This is a genomic window from Nocardia sp. NPDC050799 (assembly GCF_040654015.1).
GTDB lineage: Bacteria > Actinomycetota > Actinomycetes > Mycobacteriales > Mycobacteriaceae > Nocardia.
The window spans coordinates 123,033-148,281 of record NZ_JBFAHF010000009.1 but is presented as its reverse complement, the minus strand read 5'-3'; the positions used below and the strand labels follow the sequence as shown (position 1 = coordinate 148,281).

General features: G+C 70.1%; 26 protein-coding genes and 1 pseudogene. 10 read left to right on the top strand and 17 right to left on the bottom strand.

The genetic code is table 11. The features are described 5' to 3' along the window. Positions 1 to 165: 165 nt before the first annotated feature. On the bottom strand, positions 166 to 690 hold the full coding sequence (locus tag AB0H42_RS12080) for a DUF3558 family protein (protein WP_357053757.1): 525 nt from the start codon (positions 688 to 690) through the stop codon (positions 166 to 168). A gap of 203 nt (positions 691 to 893) precedes the next feature. On the opposite strand from AB0H42_RS12080, the gene AB0H42_RS12075 reads away from it, so the two are divergent. Further along, positions 894 to 2,333: an MDR family MFS transporter gene (locus tag AB0H42_RS12075; RefSeq protein WP_357053754.1), complete on the top strand. Its 1,440-nt coding sequence runs from the start codon at positions 894 to 896 to the stop codon at positions 2,331 to 2,333. Here the strand turns inward: AB0H42_RS12075 and AB0H42_RS12070 are convergent. The 4 genes from AB0H42_RS12070 to AB0H42_RS12055 form a co-directional block, all read right to left on the bottom strand. Next, complete coding sequence (locus AB0H42_RS12070) at positions 2,317 to 3,300, bottom strand: hypothetical protein (RefSeq protein ID WP_357053751.1); 984 nt, start codon at positions 3,298 to 3,300, stop codon at positions 2,317 to 2,319. The two genes, AB0H42_RS12075 and AB0H42_RS12070, sit on opposite strands and share 17 nt — an antisense overlap. Before the next feature lie 255 nt (positions 3,301 to 3,555). Beyond that, positions 3,556 to 4,107: a hypothetical protein gene (locus tag AB0H42_RS12065; protein WP_357053748.1), complete on the bottom strand. Its 552-nt coding sequence runs from the start codon at positions 4,105 to 4,107 to the stop codon at positions 3,556 to 3,558. 262 nt (positions 4,108 to 4,369) lie between these two features. Then, a complete protein-coding gene (locus AB0H42_RS12060) occupies positions 4,370 to 6,172 on the bottom strand; it encodes an FAD-dependent oxidoreductase (protein WP_357053744.1) in 1,803 nt (600 codons plus the stop codon). 13 nt (positions 6,173 to 6,185) lie between these two features. Next, entirely contained in the window at positions 6,186 to 7,571 is a 1,386-nt protein-coding gene (locus tag AB0H42_RS12055) for an NAD(P)/FAD-dependent oxidoreductase (protein ID WP_357053741.1), read from the bottom strand. Between the two features lie 268 nt (positions 7,572 to 7,839). Between AB0H42_RS12055 and AB0H42_RS12050 the strand changes: the two genes are divergently transcribed. Then, positions 7,840 to 8,505: a TetR/AcrR family transcriptional regulator gene (locus AB0H42_RS12050; protein ID WP_357053739.1), complete on the top strand. Its 666-nt coding sequence runs from the start codon at positions 7,840 to 7,842 to the stop codon at positions 8,503 to 8,505. Here the strand turns inward: AB0H42_RS12050 and AB0H42_RS12045 are convergent. Next, positions 8,460 to 9,092, bottom strand: coding sequence for a TetR family transcriptional regulator (locus AB0H42_RS12045; protein ID WP_357053736.1), 633 nt, complete (start codon positions 9,090 to 9,092; stop codon positions 8,460 to 8,462). The genes AB0H42_RS12050 and AB0H42_RS12045 overlap by 46 nt on opposite strands. Before the next feature lie 91 nt (positions 9,093 to 9,183). On the opposite strand from AB0H42_RS12045, the gene AB0H42_RS12040 reads away from it, so the two are divergent. The 6 genes from AB0H42_RS12040 to AB0H42_RS12015 all read left to right on the top strand — a co-directional run bounded on the left by AB0H42_RS12040 (position 9,184) and on the right by AB0H42_RS12015 (position 13,277). Then, positions 9,184 to 9,651, top strand: a complete 468-nt coding sequence (locus tag AB0H42_RS12040; protein ID WP_357053733.1) for a DUF4334 domain-containing protein — start codon at positions 9,184 to 9,186, stop codon at positions 9,649 to 9,651. Between the two features lie 2 nt (positions 9,652 to 9,653). Then, entirely contained in the window at positions 9,654 to 10,742 is a 1,089-nt protein-coding gene (locus AB0H42_RS12035; RefSeq protein WP_357053730.1) for an NAD(P)-dependent alcohol dehydrogenase, read from the top strand. 157 nt (positions 10,743 to 10,899) lie between these two features. Next, a complete protein-coding gene (locus tag AB0H42_RS12030; protein ID WP_357053727.1) occupies positions 10,900 to 11,157 on the top strand; it encodes a phosphopantetheine-binding protein in 258 nt (85 codons plus the stop codon). A gap of 537 nt (positions 11,158 to 11,694) precedes the next feature. Then, positions 11,695 to 12,006 carry a hypothetical protein gene (locus AB0H42_RS12025; protein WP_357053724.1) on the top strand — a complete coding sequence of 104 codons (312 nt, stop codon included), beginning with the start codon at positions 11,695 to 11,697 and terminating at the stop codon, positions 12,004 to 12,006. Between the two features lie 125 nt (positions 12,007 to 12,131). Next, a complete protein-coding gene (locus AB0H42_RS12020) occupies positions 12,132 to 12,584 on the top strand; it encodes a hypothetical protein (RefSeq protein ID WP_357053721.1) in 453 nt (150 codons plus the stop codon). 81 nt (positions 12,585 to 12,665) lie between these two features. After that, complete coding sequence (locus tag AB0H42_RS12015) at positions 12,666 to 13,277, top strand: DUF305 domain-containing protein (RefSeq protein WP_357053718.1); 612 nt, start codon at positions 12,666 to 12,668, stop codon at positions 13,275 to 13,277. A gap of 130 nt (positions 13,278 to 13,407) precedes the next feature. On the opposite strand, the gene AB0H42_RS12010 is transcribed toward AB0H42_RS12015, so the two are convergent. The 6 genes from AB0H42_RS12010 to AB0H42_RS11985 all read right to left on the bottom strand — a co-directional run bounded on the left by AB0H42_RS12010 (position 13,408) and on the right by AB0H42_RS11985 (position 18,967). Continuing rightward, entirely contained in the window at positions 13,408 to 13,959 is a 552-nt protein-coding gene (locus AB0H42_RS12010; protein ID WP_357053715.1) for a TetR family transcriptional regulator, read from the bottom strand. Beyond that, positions 13,956 to 14,279: a multidrug efflux SMR transporter gene (locus AB0H42_RS12005; protein ID WP_357053712.1), complete on the bottom strand. Its 324-nt coding sequence runs from the start codon at positions 14,277 to 14,279 to the stop codon at positions 13,956 to 13,958. Before AB0H42_RS12005 ends, AB0H42_RS12010 begins: the two co-directional genes overlap by 4 nt. Before the next feature lie 288 nt (positions 14,280 to 14,567). After that, positions 14,568 to 15,239 carry an SRPBCC family protein gene (locus AB0H42_RS12000; protein WP_357053709.1) on the bottom strand — a complete coding sequence of 224 codons (672 nt, stop codon included), beginning with the start codon at positions 15,237 to 15,239 and terminating at the stop codon, positions 14,568 to 14,570. Further along, a complete protein-coding gene (locus AB0H42_RS11995; RefSeq protein WP_357053706.1) occupies positions 15,236 to 15,766 on the bottom strand; it encodes a (2Fe-2S)-binding protein in 531 nt (176 codons plus the stop codon). The genes AB0H42_RS12000 and AB0H42_RS11995 overlap by 4 nt, the downstream gene beginning before the upstream one ends. Continuing rightward, complete coding sequence (locus AB0H42_RS11990; RefSeq protein ID WP_357053703.1) at positions 15,759 to 16,634, bottom strand: xanthine dehydrogenase family protein subunit M; 876 nt, start codon at positions 16,632 to 16,634, stop codon at positions 15,759 to 15,761. The genes AB0H42_RS11995 and AB0H42_RS11990 overlap by 8 nt, the downstream gene beginning before the upstream one ends. Further along, positions 16,631 to 18,967, bottom strand: coding sequence for a xanthine dehydrogenase family protein molybdopterin-binding subunit (locus AB0H42_RS11985; protein ID WP_357053700.1), 2,337 nt, complete (start codon positions 18,965 to 18,967; stop codon positions 16,631 to 16,633). The genes AB0H42_RS11990 and AB0H42_RS11985 overlap by 4 nt, the downstream gene beginning before the upstream one ends. A gap of 278 nt (positions 18,968 to 19,245) precedes the next feature. Here AB0H42_RS11985 and AB0H42_RS11980 point away from each other — a divergent pair, with 278 nt between their 5' ends. Then, complete coding sequence (locus tag AB0H42_RS11980) at positions 19,246 to 20,412, top strand: XdhC/CoxI family protein (RefSeq protein ID WP_357053697.1); 1,167 nt, start codon at positions 19,246 to 19,248, stop codon at positions 20,410 to 20,412. Here AB0H42_RS11980 and AB0H42_RS11975 read toward each other — a convergent pair. Genes AB0H42_RS11975 through AB0H42_RS11960 form a run of 4 tightly spaced genes read right to left on the bottom strand, consistent with a single transcriptional unit; the run spans position 20,343 to position 23,074 of the window. Then, entirely contained in the window at positions 20,343 to 20,903 is a 561-nt protein-coding gene (locus AB0H42_RS11975) for a nucleotidyltransferase family protein (RefSeq protein WP_357053694.1), read from the bottom strand. The genes AB0H42_RS11980 and AB0H42_RS11975 overlap by 70 nt on opposite strands. A gap of 20 nt (positions 20,904 to 20,923) precedes the next feature. After that, positions 20,924 to 21,529: a QsdR family transcriptional regulator gene (locus AB0H42_RS11970; protein ID WP_357053691.1), complete on the bottom strand. Its 606-nt coding sequence runs from the start codon at positions 21,527 to 21,529 to the stop codon at positions 20,924 to 20,926. Between the two features lie 31 nt (positions 21,530 to 21,560). Next, positions 21,561 to 22,406, bottom strand: a complete 846-nt coding sequence (locus tag AB0H42_RS11965) for an ATP-binding cassette domain-containing protein (protein WP_357053689.1) — start codon at positions 22,404 to 22,406, stop codon at positions 21,561 to 21,563. After that, positions 22,403 to 23,074 carry an FCD domain-containing protein gene (locus tag AB0H42_RS11960; protein ID WP_357053687.1) on the bottom strand — a complete coding sequence of 224 codons (672 nt, stop codon included), beginning with the start codon at positions 23,072 to 23,074 and terminating at the stop codon, positions 22,403 to 22,405. Before AB0H42_RS11960 ends, AB0H42_RS11965 begins: the two co-directional genes overlap by 4 nt. Positions 23,075 to 23,250: 176 nt before the next feature. Between AB0H42_RS11960 and AB0H42_RS11955 the strand changes: the two genes are divergently transcribed. After that, positions 23,251 to 25,008, top strand: a complete 1,758-nt coding sequence (locus tag AB0H42_RS11955) for a 2-isopropylmalate synthase (RefSeq protein ID WP_357053684.1) — start codon at positions 23,251 to 23,253, stop codon at positions 25,006 to 25,008. Positions 25,009 to 25,020: 12 nt separating this feature from the next. Here AB0H42_RS11955 and AB0H42_RS11950 read toward each other — a convergent pair. Next, positions 25,021 to 25,236 (bottom strand): annotated as a pseudogene (locus AB0H42_RS11950) (DUF664 domain-containing protein); the annotation flags it as partial. Between the last annotated feature and the right edge of the window lie 13 nt (positions 25,237 to 25,249).

The window sequence follows — 25,249 nt, the reverse complement described above, 5'->3', positions numbered from 1 at the left end:
GCTGCTGACTCCTTCTACCCCTGGGTGGCGAGACTGCGGCTCCACAGTAATGATCATGTGTCGTATTCCGGGCGGCTTTGCGAACTCGACTGGACGACCGTGCAGGCACCAACCTTCCGGCTTGTGACCGGTCACAGTGGTGCGAGTTGTGGTCGAACCCGCTGATCAGACCGGAAATGCGGGTGCAAGGGTGCTTGCCGCACGCTCGGCTCGGGTACAGGCGTTCTCGGCCGCGGCCGGGGCACTGTCGACCCGCACCCGCACCACGCCGCCGCCCGTGGTGGGCAGGGCGACGGTACACGTCGTCGCGGTATCGGAGGCGCCGGTGTGCAGTAGCCGGCCGGTGCGGTGCGCGAGAGTGACCTCGGTGCGGGTATCGCCGTCACCGGCGACTTCGTCCGGCGAACCGTCGGCGGAGAACAGCACGCGCAGCGCGGCTTGCTCGCTGCTCCACCCGCAGCCCGCCCAGCCCGGTTCGGTGGCCACATCGCGCCGGATCGAACCGGGCGCGAACCCCGATTCGGTGAGCAGACCGGCGGGGAGACCACACGGATCCCAGATCGCCGCGGGATCCGTGGGTTCCGTCGCGCCGCCACAGCCGGCGGTGAGAATCGCGACGGCGGCGGCCGGCCCACCGAGCAGGATTCGGCCGGAGACGCCGGGGCGGAGCGAACGTAGCAGGGCACTCATGGCGCGGATGCTATCCACCGATCCCGCTGCGCCACAGCCGCTCTGTGCGGGCTCACAGCGGCTCGGGAACCAGCGTTGCCCGGCTGCACAAAGGGACACTCCCGTCTCATCATGTGGAAATGCGGCGGCGCTCGCGGTGGCGTGGGAATACGGTGACCCGGCGATCGTGTCGAGGTGTCCGGTCCGGAGAAAGAGGTGCGGCAGTGGTGGCGGAGACGGTGCGAACCGAAGTAGGGCTCCGCTCCGAACGTGGCCCGATCCTCGGATCGCTCATGCTGGCCACCGGTCTGATCGCACTCGATTCCACCATCATCGCGACCGCGGTGCTCACCATCACCGAGAGCCTGGGCGGTTTCGCCCAGTTCCCGTGGTTGTTCTCCGTTTATCTGCTCGCCCAGGCCGTCACGGTGCCGGTGTACGGCAAGATCGCCGATACGGTGGGCCGTAAACCGGTGCTCCTGTTCGGCATCGCCGTCTTCGCTATCGGCTCGCTGCTGTGCGGGCTCGCGGGCAGCATGCTGTGGCTGATCGTGTTCCGGGCCGTGCAGGGTATCGGCGCGGGGGCCATCCAGCCCATGACCATGACCATCGCCGGTGACCTGTACACCCTGGCCGAGCGGGCGAAGGTGCAGGGTTATCTCGCGGGCGTCTGGGCCTTCTCTTCGGTATCGGGTCCGCTGCTGGGTGGCGTCTTCGCCGAATACGTCGGCTGGCGATGGATTTTCCTGGTCAACCTGCCGCTGTCGGCGTGGGCCGGATGGATGCTGCTGCGTCACTTCACCGAGACCCCGGCCCGGCAACGCCGGCGGGTGGACTACGCCGGCGCGGTGCTGCTGACCTCCGGGGCGGGTGCGCTCATTCTCGGGTTGCTCGAGGGCGGCCGCGCCTGGGCCTGGGACGCGCCGATCAGTATCGCGATCTTCGCCGGTGGTGCCGCGGTGCTGGTGTTGTTCGTCCTCGTGGAACGCCGGGCCGCCGATCCGGTGCTGCCGCTGTGGCTTTTCACCCGGCGCGTCGTGGTTGCCAGTTCGGCGATCTCCGCGCTGGTGGGTGCGCTGCTGCTCGGTCTCACGTCCTATGTGCCGACCTTCGCCCAGGGCGTCCTGGGCGCCGGGGCGACGGTGGGCGGGCTGACGGTCGGCGCGCTGACCCTGGGCTGGCCGGTCTCGGCTTCCCAGTCCGGCCGGGTGTATCTGCGGATCGGTTTCCGGCGCACCGCACTCATCGGCGGCGTCACGGCCGCGGTCGGCGCCGTCGGCACCCTGTTCATCGGACCCGCGACCTCCATCGCGCAGGTCGCGGCCACCTGTTTCGTCATCGGCCTCGGCATGGGGCTGGTGGCGAGTCCGACCTTGATCGCCGCTCAGACCAGCGCCACCTGGGGCGAACGTGGGGTGGTGACCTCGGCCAATATGTTCGCCCGGTCCATCGGGAGTGCCGTAGGTGTGGCCGTATTCGGCGCACTCGTGAATTCGCGGGTGGGCGATACCGGCACCCCCTCGCCGGCGGCGCTGGCCGAGGGGGTGCATCTGGTGTTCGTGGCGGTGGCCGTGATGGCCGTGGCCATCGTGGTCGCCTCCGCGCTGATGCCCGGCCGCGGGGAAGCGGCCGGGCAGCAGCGAACCGTCACTCCCGGGCGGTGAGCACCTCCACCCGCTCCCCGGCATCGAATTCGATCACCTGGTGGACCCGGGAGTCGCCGACCGGCCCCAGATCGGCGACGACGACCTCGCCGCGCTGAGCGATCGATTCGACCAGGGCCTCCTGGGGATTGCCATCCGATCCGGCGATCAGGATTCGGTCCCCGACCGCGAGCGCGTCGGCGCGGACCCCGCTGTCGATCAGGCGCGGAGTGAAAACGCCGCAGTAGGTGCGGCCGGCGGAGTCGCCGACTCCGCGCTGAGCGATCGTCCACCAGACCGGCGTGGTGCTGTCGCCGGCGGTCCGGCGGTGCCAGCGCAGGACCCGATCCCGGCCCGCTTCGGCGGCGGCTCGGCTCTCGTGCACCGAGACATGCCGGCGCACGGGCGCACTGCGCGGCTTCACGGTGCCCGCGGCACCGTCGACCACCAGGATCCAGGTGGCGAACTGCTCCTGATCGCGGGCCGCGTTGACGCGTTTGGCCAGCGCCTGACCCGGGGTCGCGCCGAGCCGATCGGCGACCTCGGCCAGGTTCTCCGCGAGCCCGAGCGCGCGCAGGAAGGCGGCCACCTCGATTTCGGCGGTATCGAGCCGCTGGGCCAGGACCGGCATGGGTGTGCGGTCACGCCAGGCACCGCGCGCGATGTGCTCGTGTTCGGTGAGCCAGAGCGCGGACGGGCCGTGCCGATGATGGTCCAGTACGACAGCCCACCAGTCCCACCGCGGATCGGCCGCCATCCGGTCCTGGATCCAGCCGGCCCGGTCGTTCGCGCGTACTTTCTCCTCCGGTGGTACGAAGTTGCGCAGTGCCGCCTGGACGGCCGACGGCGTGCGGCCGAGTTCCGCGGCGATCTCGGGCAACCCCTTACCCGCCCGCAGTTCCGCGGCGATGGCCCGGTATTCCGATTCGCGCCACGACGTCCCGTGCTGACGCGGCGGCAGCAATCGTTCCTGTCCGATTTCACTCATCACAGAACCCCCGGTTCCGAAGCGCCGGAGAGGCTTGCGGTGCGGCCGGTCCGCCGGCCGCATATTACCCCTCCGACTGTGTCCTACCTGCATGATTCTACGTGGGGGGTCCGACAGAAAACGGCCTCGCGGCACCTGCGCGGGCCGGGGCCGTACGGAGAATATTCGTTCCGGCGCAACGATTCCGACGCCGGCGCCGGGCGGCGAGCCCGGCCCGGCCCACCGGTTCCGATGGGCCGCAGCCGAGTTCGTCGATCAGGGGGTGGAGTAGCCGATCAGCGCGCCGACCCCCGCGCCGATCGGAATGGTGATCAGGGCGCCCACTCCGCCCAGGAAGAAGCCGAGTACGGCACCGATTCCGCCGCCGATCAGGGCGCCGATCCCGGCATTGTGCAGTTTGCGGGACTCGGTGTCCGGGTCGGCCACGAGCTGGGCCACGTGCTGCCCCGCCGGTGTGGACGCATCCGGTGTCAGGGTGAGGGTGCGGCCGTCGGCCGAGATGGCCGACGCCAGCGGCGCGGTCTGCCCGGCGGCCGCGACGCCCAGCGGCAGCGTGGTGAGCACGCGGCCCGCCGGATCCGACAGGGTGACGGCCGCGCCGTCGGCGGTGCGGGCGAAGCGGCCGGCGTCGAGAGTCGTGACGATCGCGGTGCCCGCCTCGTTCGGTGCCACGACATAGCCGATACCCTGCTCGGCGCCGCGCACGGCGATCTCCGTGGCCACGGGCTGCGCCTGCGCCGTACCCGCGGCGACGCCGAGGGCGCCGATCGAGATCAGCGCGGTGGCGGCGAGTTGCTTGATTCTCATGGTGTTCCCCACTTGTTCTGCCGGCGCCCCAGCGCCGACGGTCCCCAAGAAGCCGGATTTCGGCTCGGAAACCATTCTCACGGAACAAGATCGGGGCGACAATGCTTTCCGCGAATCGGCGCCGCAGTGAATTCGGCCGCGCCGCGCATGATCCGGCTGTCGCCGCGGCGTGGCGTGGGAGTTCGGCGGCGGAGGCGGTTTCGCTTTCCGGACAGTGCGCGGGGGTGGCACGACGCCGCCGTGCCACCCGCGCGCCTCCCCACTACACGTCCAGGATGTGGGGGAGTCCGGCCCGGAACCGGTCTGCGTCGATGCTTTTCGCCGCCTCGAACGCGGGCAGGGCGACCAGCGGGAACACCGGTGCGTGCGGCGCGGGATCGTCCGCGGCGTCGATGATCGCATTGGCCACGGACCGGCCGGATTCGTTGGCGCTCTCCATGGTCGCCAGATCGATATGGCTGCGCACATGATCTCCGCCGAAGAACAGATTCGGGATGGCGCAGTGCGCGGTCGGCCGATGATCGTAGGAACCTACGGTATTGACCAGCAGTGGGGTTTCATTATGGGTGGTGCCACCGGACCAGCTGACCCCCGGATCGAGATGCCAGGAGTGGATATCCTCGTCGCGTAGCCAGCCGGTGCCGTTGTTCAGCCACAACTTCAGCTGTACCCAGACCTCGTTCGCGATTTCCTGCGCGCTGCATTGTTTCGCGGGCCGGTGATGGAGAATTCCGGGAGTATCCCAATCGGAGATATCCACCGAGAAGCATTCGGCGACCGAGCCGTCGCCGTATTGGGCAGCGAAATCCCCGACCCACATCGGGGCCTGCCGCAACGCGGTCAGGGCCCAGGGTGATCCCAGCGCCGCGATATGGCCCTCCGGAATTTCGGTGGGGCGGCGCAGATAGAATTGGATACCGACCATCCAATCGGTGAGCAGTTCGCGCATACCGGCCAGCCGGGGATCAGCGGACAGAATCGGATCGGCGAGCAGCGGGACGGTCTTCTCGACCGGCATGGCGCAGACGTAGTGATCGGCGACCACGGAATTCGCGGCGCCGCCCCCGTCGGTGACGGTGACCGACTCGATCCGGCCGTTCCCGTAGTTCAACCGGCTCGCGCGCTGCCCCATGACGAACTGCACGCCGCGGCTGCGCAGATAGGTCACCCACGGATCGATCCAGGCCGCGTTGGTCGGGCGGTTCAGGATCCGGTCCACACCACCGGAGAATTCGGGAATCAGGCCGGTTCCCGCCAGCACCAGGGCTTCACCGATGGTGCCGATGGTGCGCGCCGAACTGAGATGCGGTTTCGCCGCGACGGTGATCCGGGTGAGCGCGTTGACCAGATAGGAACGGTAGGCCGGGGATTTGCCGTCGGCGCGCATGATCTGTTCCCAGGTCAGATACTCCCACTGTCCGAACCGCCGTTCGGTGCTGGAGGTGAACCACATGAGCATCTGTTTGGCGAAGAAGGCCAATTCGTGCGGCGGTAGTTCCGGGATGAAGCCGAACGCGCCGATAATGCTGTTCTGCAGGCGTTCCGGGGTGAGCTGGTCGAGCGCACCCACTTCTACCGGCGCGAAGATCGGCGGTTTGTCGCGGAATCCCGCCACCGTCCCCTCGACGCGGATCAGATTGTCGAGCACACCGTTCGGGTTACCGGGGAACGGGATGCGTCGCATGGTATCGGGAATGTTTTGGTAGCAACCCGGAAAGAAGCGGAAGCCGTGTTCGCCGGGCAGGTCCGCCCGCCCGCCGGCTCCGGTGCCGGGAACCGGCATACTGCGTGCCTTGCCGCCCAGGAAGGCGGGTTCGTAGACGGTTACCCGGAACCCGCGCTCGGCGAGTTCGTGCGCGGCGGAGAGACCGGCCATCCCGCCGCCGAAGACGGCGACCTCTTTTCCGCCGGTGCGTAGGCCCGGGGTCCGGCGGCGGGGGGCGGCGGCGCGCGCGGTACCACTCGCCGCCGATCCCGCCGCGAGGATCGCGGCGCCGGCGAGGGCACCGCGCAGGGCGGTGCGGCGGTCGATCGAGGCTGACTTCTTCGGCAGCTGATCCGACATGGTGAACTCCTGGTCAAGCGGTGGTGGTACCGGGGGAGAACGGGGGCGCGGCGGGCGGCGCGCCGCGCAGGGTGGTGCACGAGGTGCGGAATTCGCCTGCGGCCCAGCGGAGCTCACGTGCGATATCGGCCAGTACCGGCCTCGGGTCGCCGCGGTGGTGCCACAGCGCCCCGGCGGTGAGACGCGCCATGCGGGCCGGGGTGTAGAGCTCGGCGGGACGCCGGGTGCGGGAGAAGACGCCGGTGGTGATGGCTGCCAGGGCCCGGTCACCGGTCGCGGTGCGGTACAGCTCGATTTCGAGTGGGCTCATCGCGGTGCCGCGGGCGAGCCGGTTGGTCCAGTGGTAGATTTCGCGGCATTCGCGTACCCGCCGCCGCTCCCACGCGGCGACGGCGCGGTCCAGCCGGACGGGGTCGTCGAGGACCGGTTCGACCGCTTCGGCCAGCAGGCGTCCGTAGTGCAGGGCATCGCGGATGCCCTGGGCGGTGACCGGATCCTTGAAATGACCGGAGTCGCCGGGGAGCGCCCAGCCCGGCCCGCTGGAACGGCGGAAATAGGAGGCGATATCGGTGGCCGACCGGACCCGCCCCACCTTCTCGCAGTCGCGCAGGCGCTCCCGTAGCGGGGGGATGCGGTCGAGCGCGGCGGCATAGCGTTGTTCGGCGTCGCCGGGACGTAGCGGGCCCGCTACGGCGGGCGGCTGGACCAGGCTCAACAGCAGGTCGTCGTCGCAGGGGAAGGCGGTGCCGAGGTCGGCGCCCGCCCGCCACTGTGCGGCGATATCACGCCCGTCGCCGGAAGGGTCCCGCCAGTAGGCGAAGTAGCAGTCGCGCCCGCTGGGCGCGGATTCGTACGGTGTCAGGGCCCCGGCCAGTTTCGCCACGGTGCTGCGGCGGCCGTCGGCGCCGACCACGAGTGCGGCACGGATCTCGACGAGCCGGCCGCCGGGGTCGGTGTAGCGCACACCGGCACACCGCCCACCGTCCCAGACGAGTTCGGTCACCCGGCATTTCTCGCGGATCTCGGCCCCGGCCGCGCGGGCGGTGCGCACCAGGGCGTGATCGAGGCCGGTGCGGCGTACACACAGGGTGTAGTTGATCCCGTCGACCTGCGGGAATTCGCTGGCGATCGCATATCCCGCCGCGGCGGCGTAGGCCCGGGTGAGTCGCGGCGCGCCCAGTTCCTCGACGGCCTCGAGTGCGCCCAGCCGGGACAGTTCGGCGACTCCGGCCGGCCACAGCAGATGGGTGGACAGCGTGTCGGAGGGAAAGCGTGCGCTGTCCAGTACGACGACCCGGCGGCCCGCCCGGGCGAGGGTGGCCGCGGTGGCGGAACCCGCACACCGGGCGCCGACGACCACGGTATCGGCGTGCTCGACCGCGCTGGGGGAGTCGGCCATGGGTACCGTCCTCGGTCATAGAGTCTCGGACACTATGTCCGATTGATGGTGCGGTGCGCCGGCGCGATTGTCAACTGTCCGAGCCGGACTGTCCCGCACAGTTTTCCGTATGCTGCGACGGATCGGCTCGGCCGTCTCGAGGACCGGGTCGAGTCCCCATGATGTGACGGCGGGAACCGGCTTGCGGGTACGAAGGCGGGCACAATGTTCCCATGCACCTTGCGAGCCGATACCCACTGCACCGCGCGATCGAGCCGGCGGGCGCCGGATGCCCTCGCTGACCCGCACCCCGCGGTCCGCCCGGAAACCGGACGAGGACCGCCGGGCCGAGTTCGAGCAGCGGGTGTTACGGGCGGTCGAGGATCTGCTGGCCGACGGCACTCCGTTCACCGAGATCGCGGTCCAGAAGATCGCCGCCACCGCGCAGATGGCGCGCTCCACCTTCTACCGGTATTTCCCCGACAAGAGCCAGCTGTTGATCCGGACCGCCGACCTGGCCACGGCCGATCTGTTCGAGGCCGCCGAGCGGTGGTGGGGCGCCGAACACACCGACCGGGAAGCGGGGGTGCGGCGGGCGATGAGCGCGATGATCGCCGGATTCCGCCGCCACCGCTACCTGCTGCTGGCGCTGAGTGAAGTCGCGGCCTACGACCGGGATGTGGGCGCCTATTGGCGGGCCCGGGTGGCCACCTTCGTCGACCTGGTCCGCGTTCGGCTGGAAGCCGATCGTGCGGCAGGCCGGGTCGCGCCCGAACTGGAACCCGCGGCGACCGCGCTGGTGCTGGCCGCCATGGTGGAGCGCTCCATCACCACCGCGTTCGCGGTGCGAACCGGGATCAGTGATGCGGAGCTGGCGGCCGCGCTGGGCCGGTCCATCTGGCTGGTGGTCTACGGGGACGCCCCCGCCGGGGGTGGCCCGGCCGCGACGGTCTGATCGCGGCCGGCGCGACGGTCCGATAGTTCGGCCGGCACCCGCTCGACCAGGCGCCGTGCCGCGAGTACCACGGCCGAGCGCTGGGCGCCGATCCGCGCCGGCTGTCCGGCGCTCGCGTGCACGGCGGTGCTGCGGGCCAGCTCGGTAAGCATGCGCAGGAGCATGGGCGCCGCGATATCGGTGGTGACCAGGCCCTCCCGCTGGCCGCGGCGGATCTCGGCGAGTTTGGGATCGACGGTGCGGCGCAGCACCTGGTCGATCCGCTCGTCGGCGGGTTCCAGCTCGGCCCAGGCCTGGAGCCGGGCATTTTCCGGGTGGGCCAGGAAGTGATCGAAGAGGCGCCCCACGTAGCCGGGGAGATCGTCGGCGCGCAGCGCGGTCTCGGCCGTGGTCTGCCGGGTCCATTGCTCGGTGACCGCGGCGTACAGCTCCGATTTGCCGGGGAAATAGGCGTAGAGGCGATCTTTGCTGGCGTGCGCGGCCGCGGCGATGCGATTGATCCGGGCGCCGGCCGTGCCGTATTCGGCGAATTCCGCTTTGGCGGCAGCGAGAATCCGGTCCCGGGTTGCCTGGCCTGCCGCGCGCATACCCCGAATCCTATCTTGCCGAACCAGATGGTTCGGAACTATCGTCGTTGCCGAACCAGATGGTTCGCCGAATCCAGTCGAGGGGACAGATATGAGCGCGGAGAAACCACGGTGGCAGCAACTGCGGGAGCTGACCGAAGGCGTTTCGGTGGCGGAGCTCGACGATCTGTGGGGGCGATTGCGGCCCGCCCGCGCCGAGGAGATCCTCGGCCGGTGGCGCGGTGACGCCTTCCAGACCGGTCATCCGCTGTGCCGGGCGCTGCCCAAGAGCCGCTGGTACGGCAAGACCTTCCATTCGCTCGGCGACGCCGAACCGCTGATCTGCCGTGCTGAGGACGGCACTCTCTTCTCGAATGTCGAACTCGGCCAGGGCGAGGCGACGCTGTGGAACATCGAATTCCGCGGTGAGGTGACCGCCACTATGGTCTACGACGGCCGCGCCGTATTCGACCACTTCAAATGGCTCGACGACACCACGCTGATGGGCATCATGAACGGCCGCCCGGAGCTGGTGCTCGCCGACGGCCAGTTCTTCTACTTCCTGCTGGAACGGGCGTAGCGATGCAGACGACGGCGGTCCTGTCCCGCGATCCGGCGGCATCGTTCTCGGTGGAAACGGTGGATCTCGACGAGCCCCGCGACGACGAGATCCTGGTGCGTATTGTCGCCGCCGGTATCTGTCACACCGACCTGGTCAATCGGGTGCTGGGCAAACCGGACCAGCCGGTCCTGCTCGGCCACGAGGGTGCCGGGATCGTCGAATCGGTCGGGTCGGCGGTGACCTCGGTGGCGCCGGGCGACCATGTGGTCCTCACCTTCCGGCACTGCGGCGCCTGTCCGAACTGTGCGGCAGGGCGGCCGGCCTACTGCCGGAACTCCACCGCGCTCAACCATTTCGGCCGCCGGCCGGACCGCAGCCCGCGGATCACGGTCGCGGGCCTACCGGTCCGGGACGGTTTCTTCGGGCAATCCAGTTTCGCCGGGTACGCGCTGGCCACCGCGGACAATACGATCGTCGTCGACCCGGCGGCCGACCTGGCCGTCGCCGCCTCGTTCGGCTGCGGTTTCCAAACCGGCGCGGGCGCGGTGCTGAACGCGTTACGGCCGGAATCGGGGGCCTGGCTGGCGATCTACGGCGCCGGCGCGGTGGGGTCGGCCGCGCTGCTGGCCGCCCGCACGGTGCCCGGGGTCCGGACGGTCGTGGTGGAGACGGCGGCGGCCCGCCGGCAGCTGGCCCGGGAACTGGGTGCCGACGAGGTGCTGGATCCGGCCGCGGCCGATACCGTCGCCGCGATCGGTGAACTCACCGGCGGCGGTGCGACGCATGCCCTGGACACCACCGGGTCGCCGAAGGTACTGGCCGACGCGTTCGCGGCGCTGGGCACCGGCGCCACCGTGGTCGCGGTCGGGCTGGGTGCGGGAGTCCCGCAAATCGATGTGCGCGATCTGGTGTTGAGCGGCAAAACGGTTCGCGGTTGCCTCGAAGGCGACGCCGAACCGGCCACCTTCATCCCGCACCTGCTCGAGCTGCACACCCGCGGGTTGCTCCCGGTGGACCGGCTGGTGACCCGCTTCCCCTACACCGAGATCGACAAGGCCCTGGCCGCGCAGCATGCGGGGGCGGTGATTAAACCGGTGCTCACCTGGTAGTCGACCGACCGTGTTCGGTGCCCGGACATCTCCGCGACGAAATCCGTTCGGACACCGAACATCCCGATGTCGTATCCGGGGTCCATGCTGCGGAGGCCGGGTGGTCAGCGCCGTTCACTCGGCGTGCCGGTGGCCGACAGTGGAAAGGTCGATCGCGATGCCCGATGCCGTGCCGATCCGGGACTATGTCGCGGAATTCCTGCATACCCACTGCGATCTGGACTTCGACGAGATCGCGCCCGAGGCCACGCTCGACGATCTCGAGGTGGATTCGCTGACCGTCCTGTCGATCATCGTGCTGGTCGAGAAGGAGTACGGGCTCGAGCTGCCCGGGCAGCAGGTCGCCGCCGCCCGGACCTTCGGCGATCTCATGGAACTGCTCGGCGTGCGGACGGCCGCCCGACCCTGGCCCTGATCCGGTCCTTACGGCCGGCGCAGAACGATTGCCGGCGGGGGCCGGGATGAGCCCGACCCGAACAGGATGGCGATACCCACATAGGCGGCCGACCGGATCGCGGCCTCGCTCAGCGACGGTGCCGCGGAGCACGGAGTGCTGGGTACCCACTGCATGCACTGCCGCCGGCGGCGATCCTGCTGTACTTCGTATTCGGGTGAGTGCGGATCCGCCGCGCCCCAGGCCCGGCGGAGCGGTCCGGCGTCGGGACAGCGCACCGGACGGCGGGCGTGTCGAGGCCGTGTTGTGACAGTGCGGTGACAGGCGGGGAGCCGCCCGGCTGACCAGCGGAATCGGATGCCGATCGATAGCGGGAAACTCCATCAGGCGCGTGTCGCACATACGACACGCCGCCGCCCACCGGCCCAACCAGAGAAAATCGGTGAGTCTCACCCCATTGTGCTCCGATTTGCGCTTCAATAACCGTTCGGGTTCGGCTTTACGGAATCGGCATTCGCCGCCACCGCATCTACCGGCATCCGAGAGGGGCACGACCAGATGAGCACGATCCTCACCGCACTGCACGACGGCCTTCCGGTCCTGCACGACCACTACGCCGTACTCGCCCAGCTGGGCGATCCCAGCCCGGAAGCGCCCCCGCTGTCGGACAAGGTCGTCCAGATGACCAGGTACCTCACCTGGTTCGTTCTGTTGTCCGGTGTCACCTCGATAGTCTTCGGCGGCAGCAGGCTCGCCTGGGAGAAGTGGAACGGTGGTCCGCTGACGGCGCCCAAGCAGATCGCCGGCGCCATGGCCGGCGGCACGGTGGCGACCAGCGCGGGGACGATCATGAACGCGATCATGGGCTAACTCCCGCCGAGTTCCGCCGTCCGGGCGAGGGTGCCTCGGACGCATCGGCGGCTCCGTCGAGGGGCGCGGTGCGGCGAGAGCGAGCGGTGGGGGTCCGCCCGGCGGCGCGGTGTTACATTCGGGCTGTGTACTCCGGTCTCGCGGGCACGTTGGTGCGCTGGTTGCTACCGGTGGTGCTGGCGGTGGCCGTTTCGGGTATGCACCACCTGCCCGCCCGAGACGGCGGTGTGACGCACCATCCGGTGCCCGGCTCCCATGCGCTCGTCGCCGCGTCGCTCGCCCCGGATCCGGGGCGAGCGCGCGCGGATTCTTGCTGTCCGGCTCCGTCCGGCGTCCTCGCACCGGCACCGCGCGACGACGCCCCGGCCGGTCACGGCACGGGGCACGATCTGCTGCACCTGTGCCTGGCCGTCCTGGTGGCGGCGCTGGCCTCGGTACTGCTCTTCGCGGCGCTGCGGCGGTACCTGTTCGCGAGGGAATCGATGCGCGCGGTCGCGCTGCGGCCGCGGGCCGTGGCCCGGCCGCCGCCTGTTCCGATATCGCAGCGCCTGGCGGTCCTGGGCGTGTTGCGGTTGTGATCGACGCCCGCCGGACCCGGTTTCTCCGGGTCGCGGCGCTGCTTCGTCGCACGCAACACACCCGAACTCTCAGGAGCACCAATGATCGGAAAATCACGCACCGGGACCGCGCTCGCCATCCTCACCACCGCGGTCGTCCTGACCGGATGCGGCAACGGTGACGACAACACCGCCCCGGCGACCTCGGCGCCGGCCGTCACCGGTACGGCGACCGAGCAAGCGGCCGGTGACCACAACCAGGCCGATATCCGTTTCGCCGAGGAGATGATCCCGCATCATCGCCAGGCCGTGGAGATGGCCGGGCTGGTGCCGTCCCATTCGAGCGATCCGGCGGTGATCGATCTGGCCGCGCGTATCGAGTCGGCGCAGGGCCCGGAGATCACCACCATGACCGGGTGGCTGCGGGACTGGGGCGTCGCGATACCCGAGGGCAGTGGGCACGGCGGAATGGAGCACGGAAATATGCCGGGCATGATGACCCACGAGCAGATGGTGCAGCTCGCGGCGGCCCGGGGCCCGGAATTCGACCGGATGTGGCTCACCATGATGATCGCCCACCACGAGGGCGCGGTGCAGATGGCCGGTACCGAGCTGGCCGAGGGTGCCTACCCCGACGCCAAGGCGCTGGCGCGGCAGATCATCGATGCCCAGCAGGCGGAGATCCAGCAGATGCGGGCACTGCTGAACGGCTGACACCGGGCGGTCCGGTGGGTGTGTCCACACGCGCGCCGGACCTTCGGTCCCGCAGGACAGCGAACGCTCGACCACACCGCGAGGCCGTACGGAACCGCGAGGCCACGGCACCGCGAGCCGCGCGCGCGGATCAGCGAGCGGTCTCCGGGGCGAGTCCGGTGAGTGCGGCGATCGGCGTGATGAGCGCGGTGGTATCCGGGACCGCGTCGGCCGTCAGCGCGTGCAGCAGAACGCCGTCGAGGTAGATCGCGACCGCGCGGGCGGCGACGGGCCCGGTATGCGGGGTGAGGATATCGACAAGGCCGTCGAACCAGACCCGCGCAAGCGGGCGCAGTTCGGGGAGCCTGGCCGCGGCGAGGTAGAGCTCGTTCACGGTGAGCAACTGTTCGGGCCGGGCCAGATAGTCCGCGGTGAGCGCGGCCAGGGTCGCGGGCAGCTCTTTACTGCTGTCGAGCGCCGCCGACCAGCCCCGGAGCGCCTCGCGGGTGGCCGCCGCGGTATCGGCGAGCGCGGCCTCGGTGAGGTCGGCCAGATCGGCGAAGTAGTAGGTCGTCGAGCCGACCGGTACCCCGGCCTCCGCGGCGACCAGGCGGTGGGTGAGGCCGGCGATCCCGTGCACCGGTATCAGGGCACGGGCGGCATCGAGGATGCGCTGGCGGCGATGCGGGTCGCGGGGGGTCAATGGGCGCCCGCGAGATTGAGGGTGACCACTCCGGCGACCACGAGGGCGACACCGGCGATCTTGGCGGCATTGAGCGATTCGCCGAGGAACAGCGCGCCGATGATGACGATCAGAGTGGTGCCCAGGCCGGACCACACCGCGTACGCGAAGCCCACGTTCATCCCGCGCGCAATGGCCTGGGCGAGCAGGACGAAGGCGAGCGCGTAGGCGGACAGCGAGGCGATAGTCGGCCACAGCCTGGTGAATCCCTCGGTGGCCTTGAGCAGGCTGGTGCCCACGAGTTCCGCGACGATGGCCGCTCCGAGCAGTGCCAGCGACATGACCGATACCTCCCATTGTGTACTTTTGTACATGGACAAAGGTACACAATTGCGGGGTGCGGTGGGCCGGCAGTGATTTCGGCCACCCGGGGCCGCCCAGGCCAGGTGGCCGGTCTGGTCGCGCCGGTCTGGTCGCGCCGGTCTGGTCGCGCCGGTCTGGTCGCGCCGGTCTGGTCGCGCCGGTCTGGTCGCGCCGGTCTGGTCGCGCCGGTCTGGCCGCGCCGGGTCTCGCGGGTGGGGAGCCCATGCCATCGCCTCGGCCGGACCACGCCTATCGGCCCCGCGACCTCATGCGGGGCGGCGGCGCCGGACAAGCAGCAGCAGGAGCACCACCACCGCCGCGCCCAGGCCCAGCAGCAGTTGCCGCTCGGCGGTGACCCCGGCGGCGGCCATCAAATCGATGGGTTCGGCGGATGGGCGGGGCGCGATGCGGGTGACCGGTGCGGGCCGTGGCTCCGGCGCGGCTTCCTCGGATGCCGCCGGGGCGGACGCTACGGCCCGCCCGTTGCCCGGCGCCGTGGCGGTGATCTCGGCGGCGAGATTGTCGGCGAAGGTACCGATGAGGCTGCCCGCCACATCGGCGAGGGCGCCGCGACCGAACTGGGCCGGTTTACCGGTGATCGCCAGATCCGTATCGACGAATACGTCGGTGATCCCGTCCGATTCGACCAGCCGGCAGGTGATCACGGCCTTGGCGGTGCCGTTGCCGCGGGTCTCGCGGCCGCCGCCCTCGAGCACTGCGACCTTGGCGGACTCGTCCTGGGAGACCACCTTGATGATGCCGTTGTAGGTAAGCCCCACCGGACCCAGTTTGACCTTGATCTTGCCGTGGAAATCGTCGCCGTCGCGGGAGGTGAGTACGGCGCCCGGTACACAGGGCGCGATGCGCTCGAGATCCAGCAGTACGGGCCAGGCGTCCGCGGCGGGGACGGGGATCTGAAAGGTGTTCTCTAGTTTCATACGCGGTCCTTGGCGTCGGTGCCGGCTCTGGCCTGCGGGGTCGCGGGTGCTTCGGTACTGAGGGTGGTGGCGGCGTCGCGTACGGCGCGGATGATGCCCTGGTAGCCGGTGCAGCGGCAGATGTTGCCGGACAGCGCTTCCCGGATCTCGTCGTCTCCGGGATCGGGTGTCTCCCGCAGGAAGGCGGTCGCGGAGACGACGAAACCCGGCGTGCAGAAACCGCACTGGAGGCCGTGATGGTCGCGGAAGGCCTGCTGGACGGGGGAGAGGGTGCCGTCGGTATCGGCCAGGCCCTCCACGGTCGTCACCTCGGCCCCGTCGGCCTGGACCGCGAAGACCAGGCACGCGCGCACCGCCGCCCCGTCGAGCAGTACCGAACAGGCACCGCAGACACCGTGTTCGCAACCCAGGTGGGTGCCGGTGAGGCCACAGGTCTCGCGGAGATAGTCGGCCAGGGTGCGGCGCGGGGGTATCCGGTCGCGGCGTTTCACCCCGTTCACGACCACCGAGATCTCGATATCAGTCATTGCTCGCCTCCTCTACCGCGCGGTGCCAGGCCCGCGCGACCATGACCGCCCCGATCCGGCGCCGATAATCGGCGGAGCCATGGATATCGGCCGGTACCGAATTCAGCTCCGTGGTCACCGCACGCCCGAGTTCGGTGGCGTCGACCGCGGCGGCCGGGCGGCCGACCAGCTCGGCCTCGGTCGCGGTGGCCCGTAGCGGGGTGGGCGCCAGGCCGATGAGCCCCAGGGCGGCCTGTTCGATCCGGGAATCGGCGTCCAGCCGCACCGCGACCACCGCCCCCGCCATGGCGAAATCGCCCGCGCGGCGGGCGAACTCCTCGATCGCGAAGCCGGTCCGTCCCCGCCACACCGGGAAGGTGACCCCGGTGAGCAGTTCGTCGGATTCCATGGCCGTGCTCCACATACCGGTGAAGTACTTCGCGGCCGGAATCGTGCGCTCCCCGCGCGGGGACAGGGTGTGCATCTGCGCATCGAGAGTGAGCGCCACGGCCGGGTACTCGCCGGCGGCGTCGGCGTGCGCGATCGCCCCGCCGATAGTGCCGCGATTGCGGATCTGGAAATGGCCGATCAGCGGAGTCGCCCGGTGCAGCAGCGGCACGTCGCGGCGGATCCCGGCGTCGCGGCCGACCGCGGCGTGCGTGGTGCCCGCCCCGATCCACACGGTGTCACCGCGGGTTCGGATACCGCGTAACTCATCCAATTTCCGCAGGTCGACCAGATGGTCGAAGACGGCGAGCCGCAGGGCCAGCATCGGCACCAGGCTCTGGCCGCCCGCGATGATTTTGGCTTCGTCACCGAGATCGGCGAGCAGGGCCACGGCCTCGTCCGCGGTGGCGGGCGCGTGGTATTCGAAGGCGGCGGGTTTCATGCGGTGACCTCCGGTGTGCCGCTCGCCTCGATCATCGCGACGATGCGGGCGGGGGAGAGGGGAAGCCGGTCGATCTCGACACCGAACGGTGCCAGCGCGTCGGCGACGGCGTTGAGTACCGCGGGCGTCGCGCCGATGGCGCCACCCTCACCGACACCCTTGAACCCGCCCGGCCCGGTACTCGGGGTCTCGATATGGCCGAGTTCGATCTCGGGCACCTCGGTGGCGGTGGGCAGCAGATAGTCCAGGAATGTGGTCGCCACGGGATTGCCGTCGTCGTCGTAGGCGAGGTGCTCGTAGAGTGCGCCGCCGATGCCCTGGACGGTACCGCCGTAGATCTGGCCCGCCACGACATTCGGGTTGATCATCGGCCCGACGTCCTCGCTGACCACGAAGCGCAACAGGGTCACGTGCCCGGTCTCGATATCGACCTCGCAGGTGCACACGTGGGTGGCGTTGGCCCAGATCATCAGCTGGTCGGCGCGGTGGCGGCCGGTGGCCTCCAGACCCGGTGGTACGCCGGGCGGGAGCAATTCGGTTTGGTAGTAGGCGATCTGCGCGATCTCGGCCAGCGACAGGGACTTCTCCGAATCCGGCACACCGGCCCGGCCGTGGGCGAACTCGACCTCCTCGACGGTGACGCCGAGCTGCTTCGCCGCGATCGCGACGACCCGTTCGCGCAGCACCTGCGCGGTCTGCCGGATGGCGCCCGCCGCCATCGAACCCGAGCGGCTGCCGTTGGTTCCGCCGCCCTGCGGGGCGACGGCGGTATCGCCCTGGATGGTTTGCACCTCGGCGATATCGATACCGAGCGCGTCCGCGGTGAGCTGGACCGCGGTGGTCTCCAGGCTGTTGCCGGCCGACCCGCCCGACAGGTAGACGTTCACCTTGCCGGTCGGCGCGATCCGGATGGTGGCGCCCTCGGTGCTCAGGAACGGGGTGGCACCGGTGGTGGGTTCCACATAGGTGCAGGTGCCGACGCCGAGGTAGCGGCCTTCGGCGCGGGCGGCGGCCTGTTCGGCCCGGAAGGCGTCGTAGTCGAGGATTTGCAGCGCCTGCTCGAAGGTCTCCCGCGGTGAGGCGTCGGAGTAGGGCATCCCGTTCGGGTTGACCACCGGCAGCTCGTTGTGGCCGAGCATATTCCGGCGCCGCAGCTCGACCGGATCGAGGCCGAGGCGGCGGGCGGCATTGTCCAGCAGGAGTTCCCGGGAGACCGATTCGAACTGCCATGGGCCGCGATAGGCCACCCGGCCCACCGTGTTCGAGTAGTAGGACGCGGTGCTGAAACCGGCTTCCGGTACCCGGTAGGGCCCGGGGAAGAGCATGCCGACCGCGATCGAGGAGGTGAGCGGCGACGGAATCGGATAGGCCCCGACGTTCTGGACGTGTTCGATGGTGGCGGCGAGAATACGGCCCTCCTCGTCGAAGGCCATGGCGACCTCGCCGTGCTCGTGGCGGGCCATACCGGCCGCCATCAGGCTTTCCTGCCGGTCCTCGATCCATTTCACCGCGTGCCGGACGGTGCGGGCGGCCAGCATCACGCAGGTCTCCTCGCGCTGCGGCGCCACCTTCTGGCCGAAACCGCCACCGGTGTCGCGCACGATGACCCGGACCCGGTGCTCGTCGATCCCGAGCAGCCGGGAACAGAAGCCGCGCACCTCGTGCGGTGACTGGGTAGAGGTCCAGATCGTCATCTCCCCGGTGGGGGCGGTCCATTCCGCAACCACGCCGCGGGTTTCCAGCGGTACCGGCGCGTAGGCCTGCTGATGGATGGTCTGGCGGACCACGTGCGGGGCGGCGTCCATGACGGCGGCCAGGTCGGCGGGAGCCCGCCCGGCCAGGCCGCCGGCCGAATTGCCGGCGTGGCCGGCGTGCACGAGTTCGCCTGCGGTGGCGGCGGTTTCGTAGTCGACCACGGGTTCGAGCGGGTCATAATCGACGATCACCAGTTCGGCGGCGTCCTCGGCGATGTACCGATCGGTCGCCAGGACCAGCACCACCGGGTCGCCGACGAAGCGCACCTCGCCCTCGGCCAGTGGCGGGCGGGGCACCTCCGGGAAGCCGGGGGTGTCCAGGGCGTAGGAGATCTCGCTGACCCGCGGGTTGAGATCCGCGGCGGTGTAGACGGCGACGACCCCTTCGAGCGCGGCGGCCTCGGCGGTGTCGATCGCGGTGATCCGGGCCCGGGGCAGTGGGCTGCGGACGAAGCAGGCGTGCACCATGCCGGGACGGGTGATGTCGTCGACGAAGGTTCCGGTGCCGGTCAGCAGCCGCAGGTCTTCGATCCGGGGTACCCGGGCGCCGACGGCCGTCGTCTTCTCGGTGGTGCTCATCGTCGGCTCCGTCGCGTCGGGATGTGGTGTGGGGCGCTGCGAGGCAGCCTGGTTCGACCCATCCGGCCGTTCCTCCGTTCGCGGGATGTCACGGGCACCGGCAACGGGGGCGCCCGGGTTGCGGCACGCCGATGCTGAGCACTTGTTTAGCATCGGCGTTCCGGCAGTGTCAATACAGGATATGCCGTCTTCAAGAATTGCAATGTCGATTTGCGGAAGTGGTATTCTCGCATGTTGTCCCTGGTTTTACGGCAACGTAGCGGTGCGGAGGTGGAGCGATGCGCGATCTGGCTGCGGATCTGATCCGATGGCACGCCGAGGGTGTCGCCTACGCGGTGGCGACCGTGGTGGCGGTCCGGGGGAGCGCGCCGCTGCCGCTGGGGGCGGCGATGGCGGTCGACGGGGCGGGCGCGGTGCGCGGCAGTCTGTCGGGAGGCTGCGTCGAAGGCGCGGTGTACGAATTGTGCACGCAGGTCCTGGCCACGGGAGAGCCGGCGCGGCAGACCTTCGGCTACCGCGACTCCGACGCGTTCGCGGTCGGTTTGACCTGTGGGGGCGAACTCGATGTCTTCGTGCAGCGGATCGCGCCCCCGCAGTATCCGGTCGTCGAGGCCGCACTCGACCCGTCCCGGCCGGTGGCGCTGGTTCGCGACCTCACCACCGCGGCACTGGCGGCGGTGACCGCCGAGACGGTGATCACCGACGGCGGGGACTGGCCCGATCCGGTGGTGGAGCAGGCCCGCGCGCTACTTCATCAGGGCATGAGCGATCTGCGGACGGTCGGTTGCGGCCCGGTGGCCCGGGAAATCTTCGTCGCCGCATTGACCACGCCCCCGCGGATGATCGTGTTCGGCGCGAATATCTTCGCGGCAGCGCTCTGCCGGGTCGGGAAACTGCTGGGCTATCACGTCACGGTCTGCGAGGGGCGGGTCGCCTTCGCCGACCGCGCCCGGCTCCCGGAGGCCGACGAGGTGGTCATCGACTGGCCGCACCGCTATCTCCGGGCCACCGCGGTGGATTCCCGGACCGTCCTGTGCGTGCTCACCCACGATCCGAAATTCGATATTCCGGTGCTGGTCGAGGCGTTACGGCAACCGGTCGCCTATATCGGCGCCATGGGTTCGCGCCGCGCCGACGCCGAACGGCGTGCCCAGCTGCGCGAGGCCGGCGTCACCGAGGATCGGCTCGCGCGGTTGCGGTCACCGATCGGGCTGCAGCTGGGCGGGCGGACCCCGGAGGAGACCGCCCTGGCCATCGGCGCGGAGATCGTCGCGCTGCGCCACGGCGGGTCGGCGCGCGCGCTATCGGGCACCCAGCGGCCGATCCACACCGTCGGGCCGGGACCAGGGGAATCCGATCCGGTGCCCACCGCCGATCACCGCGCCAGATCCTGCGGGGTGTCGACGTCGTCGGGCGAGCCGGTTCCGTCACACGGCACCTGCTGAACCAGTTCGGAATTGGCGGCCAGGAATCGTCGCGCGCCGATATCACCGACCGCTTCGGCCGCCACCGCCGCGAAGTACTCGGCGCCGAGCAGCACCGGATGTCCGGGACGGCCGTCGTAGGTGGCGGTCGCCAGGCGGGCGCCACAGGCGAGCAGTCGGCGGACAGCTTCGGCGCCGAGCCATGGCATATCGACGGGGACGACCACCGCCGCGGTTTCGTGGACTGCCGCCAGGCCGGTCGTCAGCGAGGAACCCATCCCGGTCGCCCACCGCGGATTGTGCACCACCGTGGCCCCGCGCACCCGCAGCGCCACCGCGCCGGATACCACGACCACCCGGGCGCAACCCCCGTCGCGCAACAGGCGCACGGCCCGGTCGACCAGTCGTTCGCCCTCGAACAGCACCTCGGCTTTGGGCTTTCCGAAACGCCGGCCGGCGCCCGCGGCGAGTACCAGTCCCGCGGCGTCGATCCGTGTGGCTACGTGATCCATGCCGAGATCATCGCCGATGATCAGTTGCCGGGGGGATCGATACCCAGCAGGGCCGTCTGCACCTGGTGCAGCCGGTCCACATCACCGCGCAGCCCGGTCACGTTGTCCTGGTAGAGGAATGCCTCGCCCAGGCGCACCAGCGAGTAGGCGAGCAGCGACCGTTCCAGCTGGGGTGTATAGCCGTCCTGCTCCTCGGCCCGGGTGATGAGTTGTTCCACCGCGACGAGGATGCGTGGCTGGACCGGGCCGTCGCTCGAGGTGAGGATGCGCAGGCCCGCCAGCGGCTCGTTCTCGAAGTACTGGCGGAACGGTTCGTTGCCGGCCATCCAGCGGTTGACCCGGTCGAGCACGCTGAGGATGCGCCGGGCACCCGAATCGCGCCGGCGGGCGTCCGCGCGTTCGATGAGGGATTCGAATTCCCCGGCCAGCACGGCGCCGAGCACGCCGTCGCGGGAACCGAACCAGCGGTAGATGGAGGCGCGGCTGAGTTTGAGCTGGGCGGCGATCGCCTGGATATCGACGCGTTCCCCGGCCAGGAATGCCTGCCGGGCCAACGCTACGACTTCTTCGCGGGTGGCCGAGGCCGGGCGGCCGGGTGGTCTGGAAGTGCGGCTCGCGGTGGTCACCACGTTATGGTACACACATTGTTTCGTGTATCTAAAAACGGTGGACGACCTGGTCGGTGGGTATCGAGTGTAGAGCGGGTCGGACCGGCTGGGCCAGCGGGGACCGCGCCGACCACCGGCCGCCCTCCCGGGCGACCTGCACCGGATGATCGAACGCGGCGGAAATGTTTGCGGTGGTGATGGTTTCGGCCGCCGGGCCGGCCGCGACCGTCCGCCCGTCCGCGATAAGCAGCGCATGGCCGGTCGTCGTCGGCAATTCCTCGAGATGGTGGGTCACCAGGACGGAGGCGAGTCCGGGGTAGGTCCGGTCCAGCGCGTCGATCGTATGCAGCAACTGTTCCCGGGCGGCCACATCCAGCCCGGTGGTCGGTTCGTCGAGCAGTAGCAAACGCGGTGCGGTGATCAGCGCGCGAGCGATGAGGGTCCGGCCGCGTTCTCCTTGGGAGAGAGTGAACCAGGAGCGTTCGGCTTTCGCGGCCATTCCCACCGCGTCGAGTGCGACCGTCGCCGCCTCGATCTGGGTGGTGGTCGGTGTCCAGCGTAGCGGGGTGTCCACCGTCCCGGTGAGTCCGGTCAGCACCACATCGCGCACCGGCAGCGGTGAGCGCAGCGGATGCCGCGGGTCGACATGGCCGATCGAGCGCCGCAGCCGCTGCAGTTCGACCCGGCCGAGCTGCTCGCCGAGCACCCGGACGGTGCCGGTGGTCGGGTGGGTCACGGCGCCGCAGAAACCCAGCAGCGTGCTCTTGCCCGCGCCATTGGGGCCCAGCAGGGCCCAGTGCTCACCGGCGCGCACCGTCAGCGAGATGCCGTCGATGATCTGGTTGCCGTCGCGCCGGAAGGTGACATCGGTCAGCTCCAGAACGGGTGTGGTCACGAGAAGGCCTCCTTGATGGCGCGCAGATGATCGCGACTGAGTGCGGCCGCGGCGTCCGGGTCGCGGGCGGCGATGGCGGCGGCGAGCCGCTCGTGCGCCGCGTGGTCGGCGGGCGGCGAGGGCAGCGGGCGGATGTGCAGCATATCGATCATCGCGATCCGCAGCCGGGGCAGGAAGGTATCGAACAGCTGGATCAGTATGTCGTTGTGCGCGGCCACGATCACGGCCCGGTGGAAGGCCGTATCGGCATCGACGTATTCGGGGACCGAGAGGCCCGGTGCCGCGCGGCCTGCCAGGGTGCGGCGGATCGTTCGCAGGTCGGCGGGGGTGCGCCGGTGGGCGGCCAGGGCGGCGGCCTCGGTCTCGATGGCCATCCGGGCTTCCACCACCGCGGCGATGGTCGCGCGCCGGACGACGATATCCCAGTCCTCGGTGATATCCAGAGCGGTGACGAACACGCCGGCGCCCTGCCGGCTGGCGAGCACGCCGCGGCCCGCGAGTTCGCGAATCGCCTCGCGCAGCGTCGAACGTCCCACTCCGAGCTGGGCCGCGAGGGTGGTCTCGCCGGGCAGCCGGTGGCCGAGCGGCCACTCGCCGGCCCGGATCCGCGCCAGCAGCAGATCGGCCGTCTGTTCGGCCAGCGGGTGCCGTCGTACCTGGGAAACCATATCGAGCCTCGCTACTTGTCTGAGGAGCCGTGTACAGTCTGCCATATGTCGCACCCGGAGCTTCTCCTCGACCGCCACGGCGGGGCCTGAACGATCGGCCGCCCCGCCGTGGGGTTGTCGTCGGCCGGTCACCGTCACGGAACGGCCGTACGCACAGGAAGACCGGGGAACACCCCATGACCACGCAGACCCATTCCTTCATCGACACCCCCGCCGGAGCGGTTCCCGGCGACGCGCCGGAGTGGTACCGGCAGCGGCACTCCCGGCTGCCCTCGTACCGGTACCGCGATATCTACGACCGGGTGGACGTACCCGCCACCGAACGCCGTTGGCCGCAGGCCCGGATCGAGTGCGCGCCGCTGTGGGTCCCGGTGGACCTGCGCGACGGTAATCAGGCCCTGGCCGAGCCGATGGACCCGGAACGCAAGATGCGGTTCTTCACCATGCTCGTCGCCATGGGCTACAAGGAGATCGAGGTCGGCTATCCCTCGGCCTCCAAGGCCGATTTCGATTTCGTCCGGATGCTCGCCGATACCGGCGCGGTGCCGCCGGACGTGACCCCGGTGGTGTTCACCCCCGCCCGGCGCGATCTCATCGCGCGCACCGTCGACTCGGTACGCGGGATGGACAACGAGGTGGTGATCCACCTCTACACCGCCACCGCGCCGATGTGGCGCGACACCGTGCTCGGCAAGGACGCTCGCGCCGTCCGCCAGCTGATCCTGGCCGGGGCGCGGGATGTGCTCGAATTCGCCGCCGACCTGCCCCGCGTGCGATTCCAGTTCTCCCCGGAGGTGTTCAACCAGACCGAACCCGGATACGTGCTCGAGATCTGCGACAGTGTCACCGAACTGTGGGAGGCCACCCCGCGGCGGCCGGTGACCCTGAACCTGCCGGCCACCGTGGAGATCGCGACACCCAATGTGTACGCCGACCAGATCGAGTACATGCACCGCTCTCTCGCCCGCCGCGACAGCGTGATTCTGTCGGTGCACCCGCACAACGATCGCGGTACCGGTGTCGCGTGTGCCGAACTGGCGGTGCTGGCCGGCGCACAGCGGGTGGAGGGCTGCGTGTTCGGCAACGGTGAGCGCACCGGGAATGTCGATATCGCTACGCTCGCGTTGAATCTGCACGCCCAGGGCGTGGACCCCATGATCGATTTCTCCGATATCGACGAGATCCGCCGCACGGTCGAGTACTGCACCCGGCTGCCGGTCCATCCGCGCCACCCCTATGTGGGCGATCTGGTGCACACCGCGTTCTCCGGTACTCACCAGGACGCGATCAAGAAGGGCTTCGCCGAGCACCGGGCCCGGGCGGCCGCCACCGGGCGCTCCGAACACGAGATCGAATGGCGGGTGCCGTATCTGCCCATCGATCCGGCCGATATCGGCCGCAGCTACGACGCCGTGGTCCGGGTCAACTCGCAGTCCGGTAAAGGCGGTATCGCCTATCTGCTCGCCACCGAACACGGGCTGAACCTGCCGCGCCGGCTGCAGATCGATTTCGCCGGCCGGGTACAGGGCCATGCCGACGGCACCGGGGGTGAGGTCACGGCCACCGAGCTGCGCACCCTGTTCGACGAGGCCTACATCGACGCCGTCGAGCCGCCGGATGTGCAACTGAAGGATCTGCGCGTGGCGGGTGCGGACGGTGGGCAGGCCGTCGCGGTCGGTCTGGTGGTCGGCGGGCGGGCCCACGACAGCGAGCACGCGGGTGCCGACCGGTTGGCCGCCGTGGTCGCGGCCCTTGCGGCGGCCGGGCGGGAGATCGAGGTGCTGAGCCTGACCGGGCACCCCGTCGCCGGTCAGGCGATCGCCTACCTCGAGTACCGGCGCGGCGGGCGGACCGGATGGTCCTGTGCGCACGGCGATTCGGTGGAATCGGCCGGGGTGGCGGCGGTGCTGCGCGCGGCCGGAAGCCCCGCCTGACACCGGCGGGGCTCAGTCCCCGGTGCGCCCGTCGATCCGCTCGCGGAGCAGGTCCGCGTGCCCGTTGTGGCGGGCGTATTCCTCGATGAGATGCAGATACACCCAGCGCAGGCTGTACTCGGTCCCGTTGGGATGACGACAGCGGTGGTCGAGTGCGAACTTGGCCACCGCCGCGTCCACCGGCCGTATCCCGCGCCGGTACACGGCGAAATCGGTGGCCGGATCCGCGGGACGGCCCGCC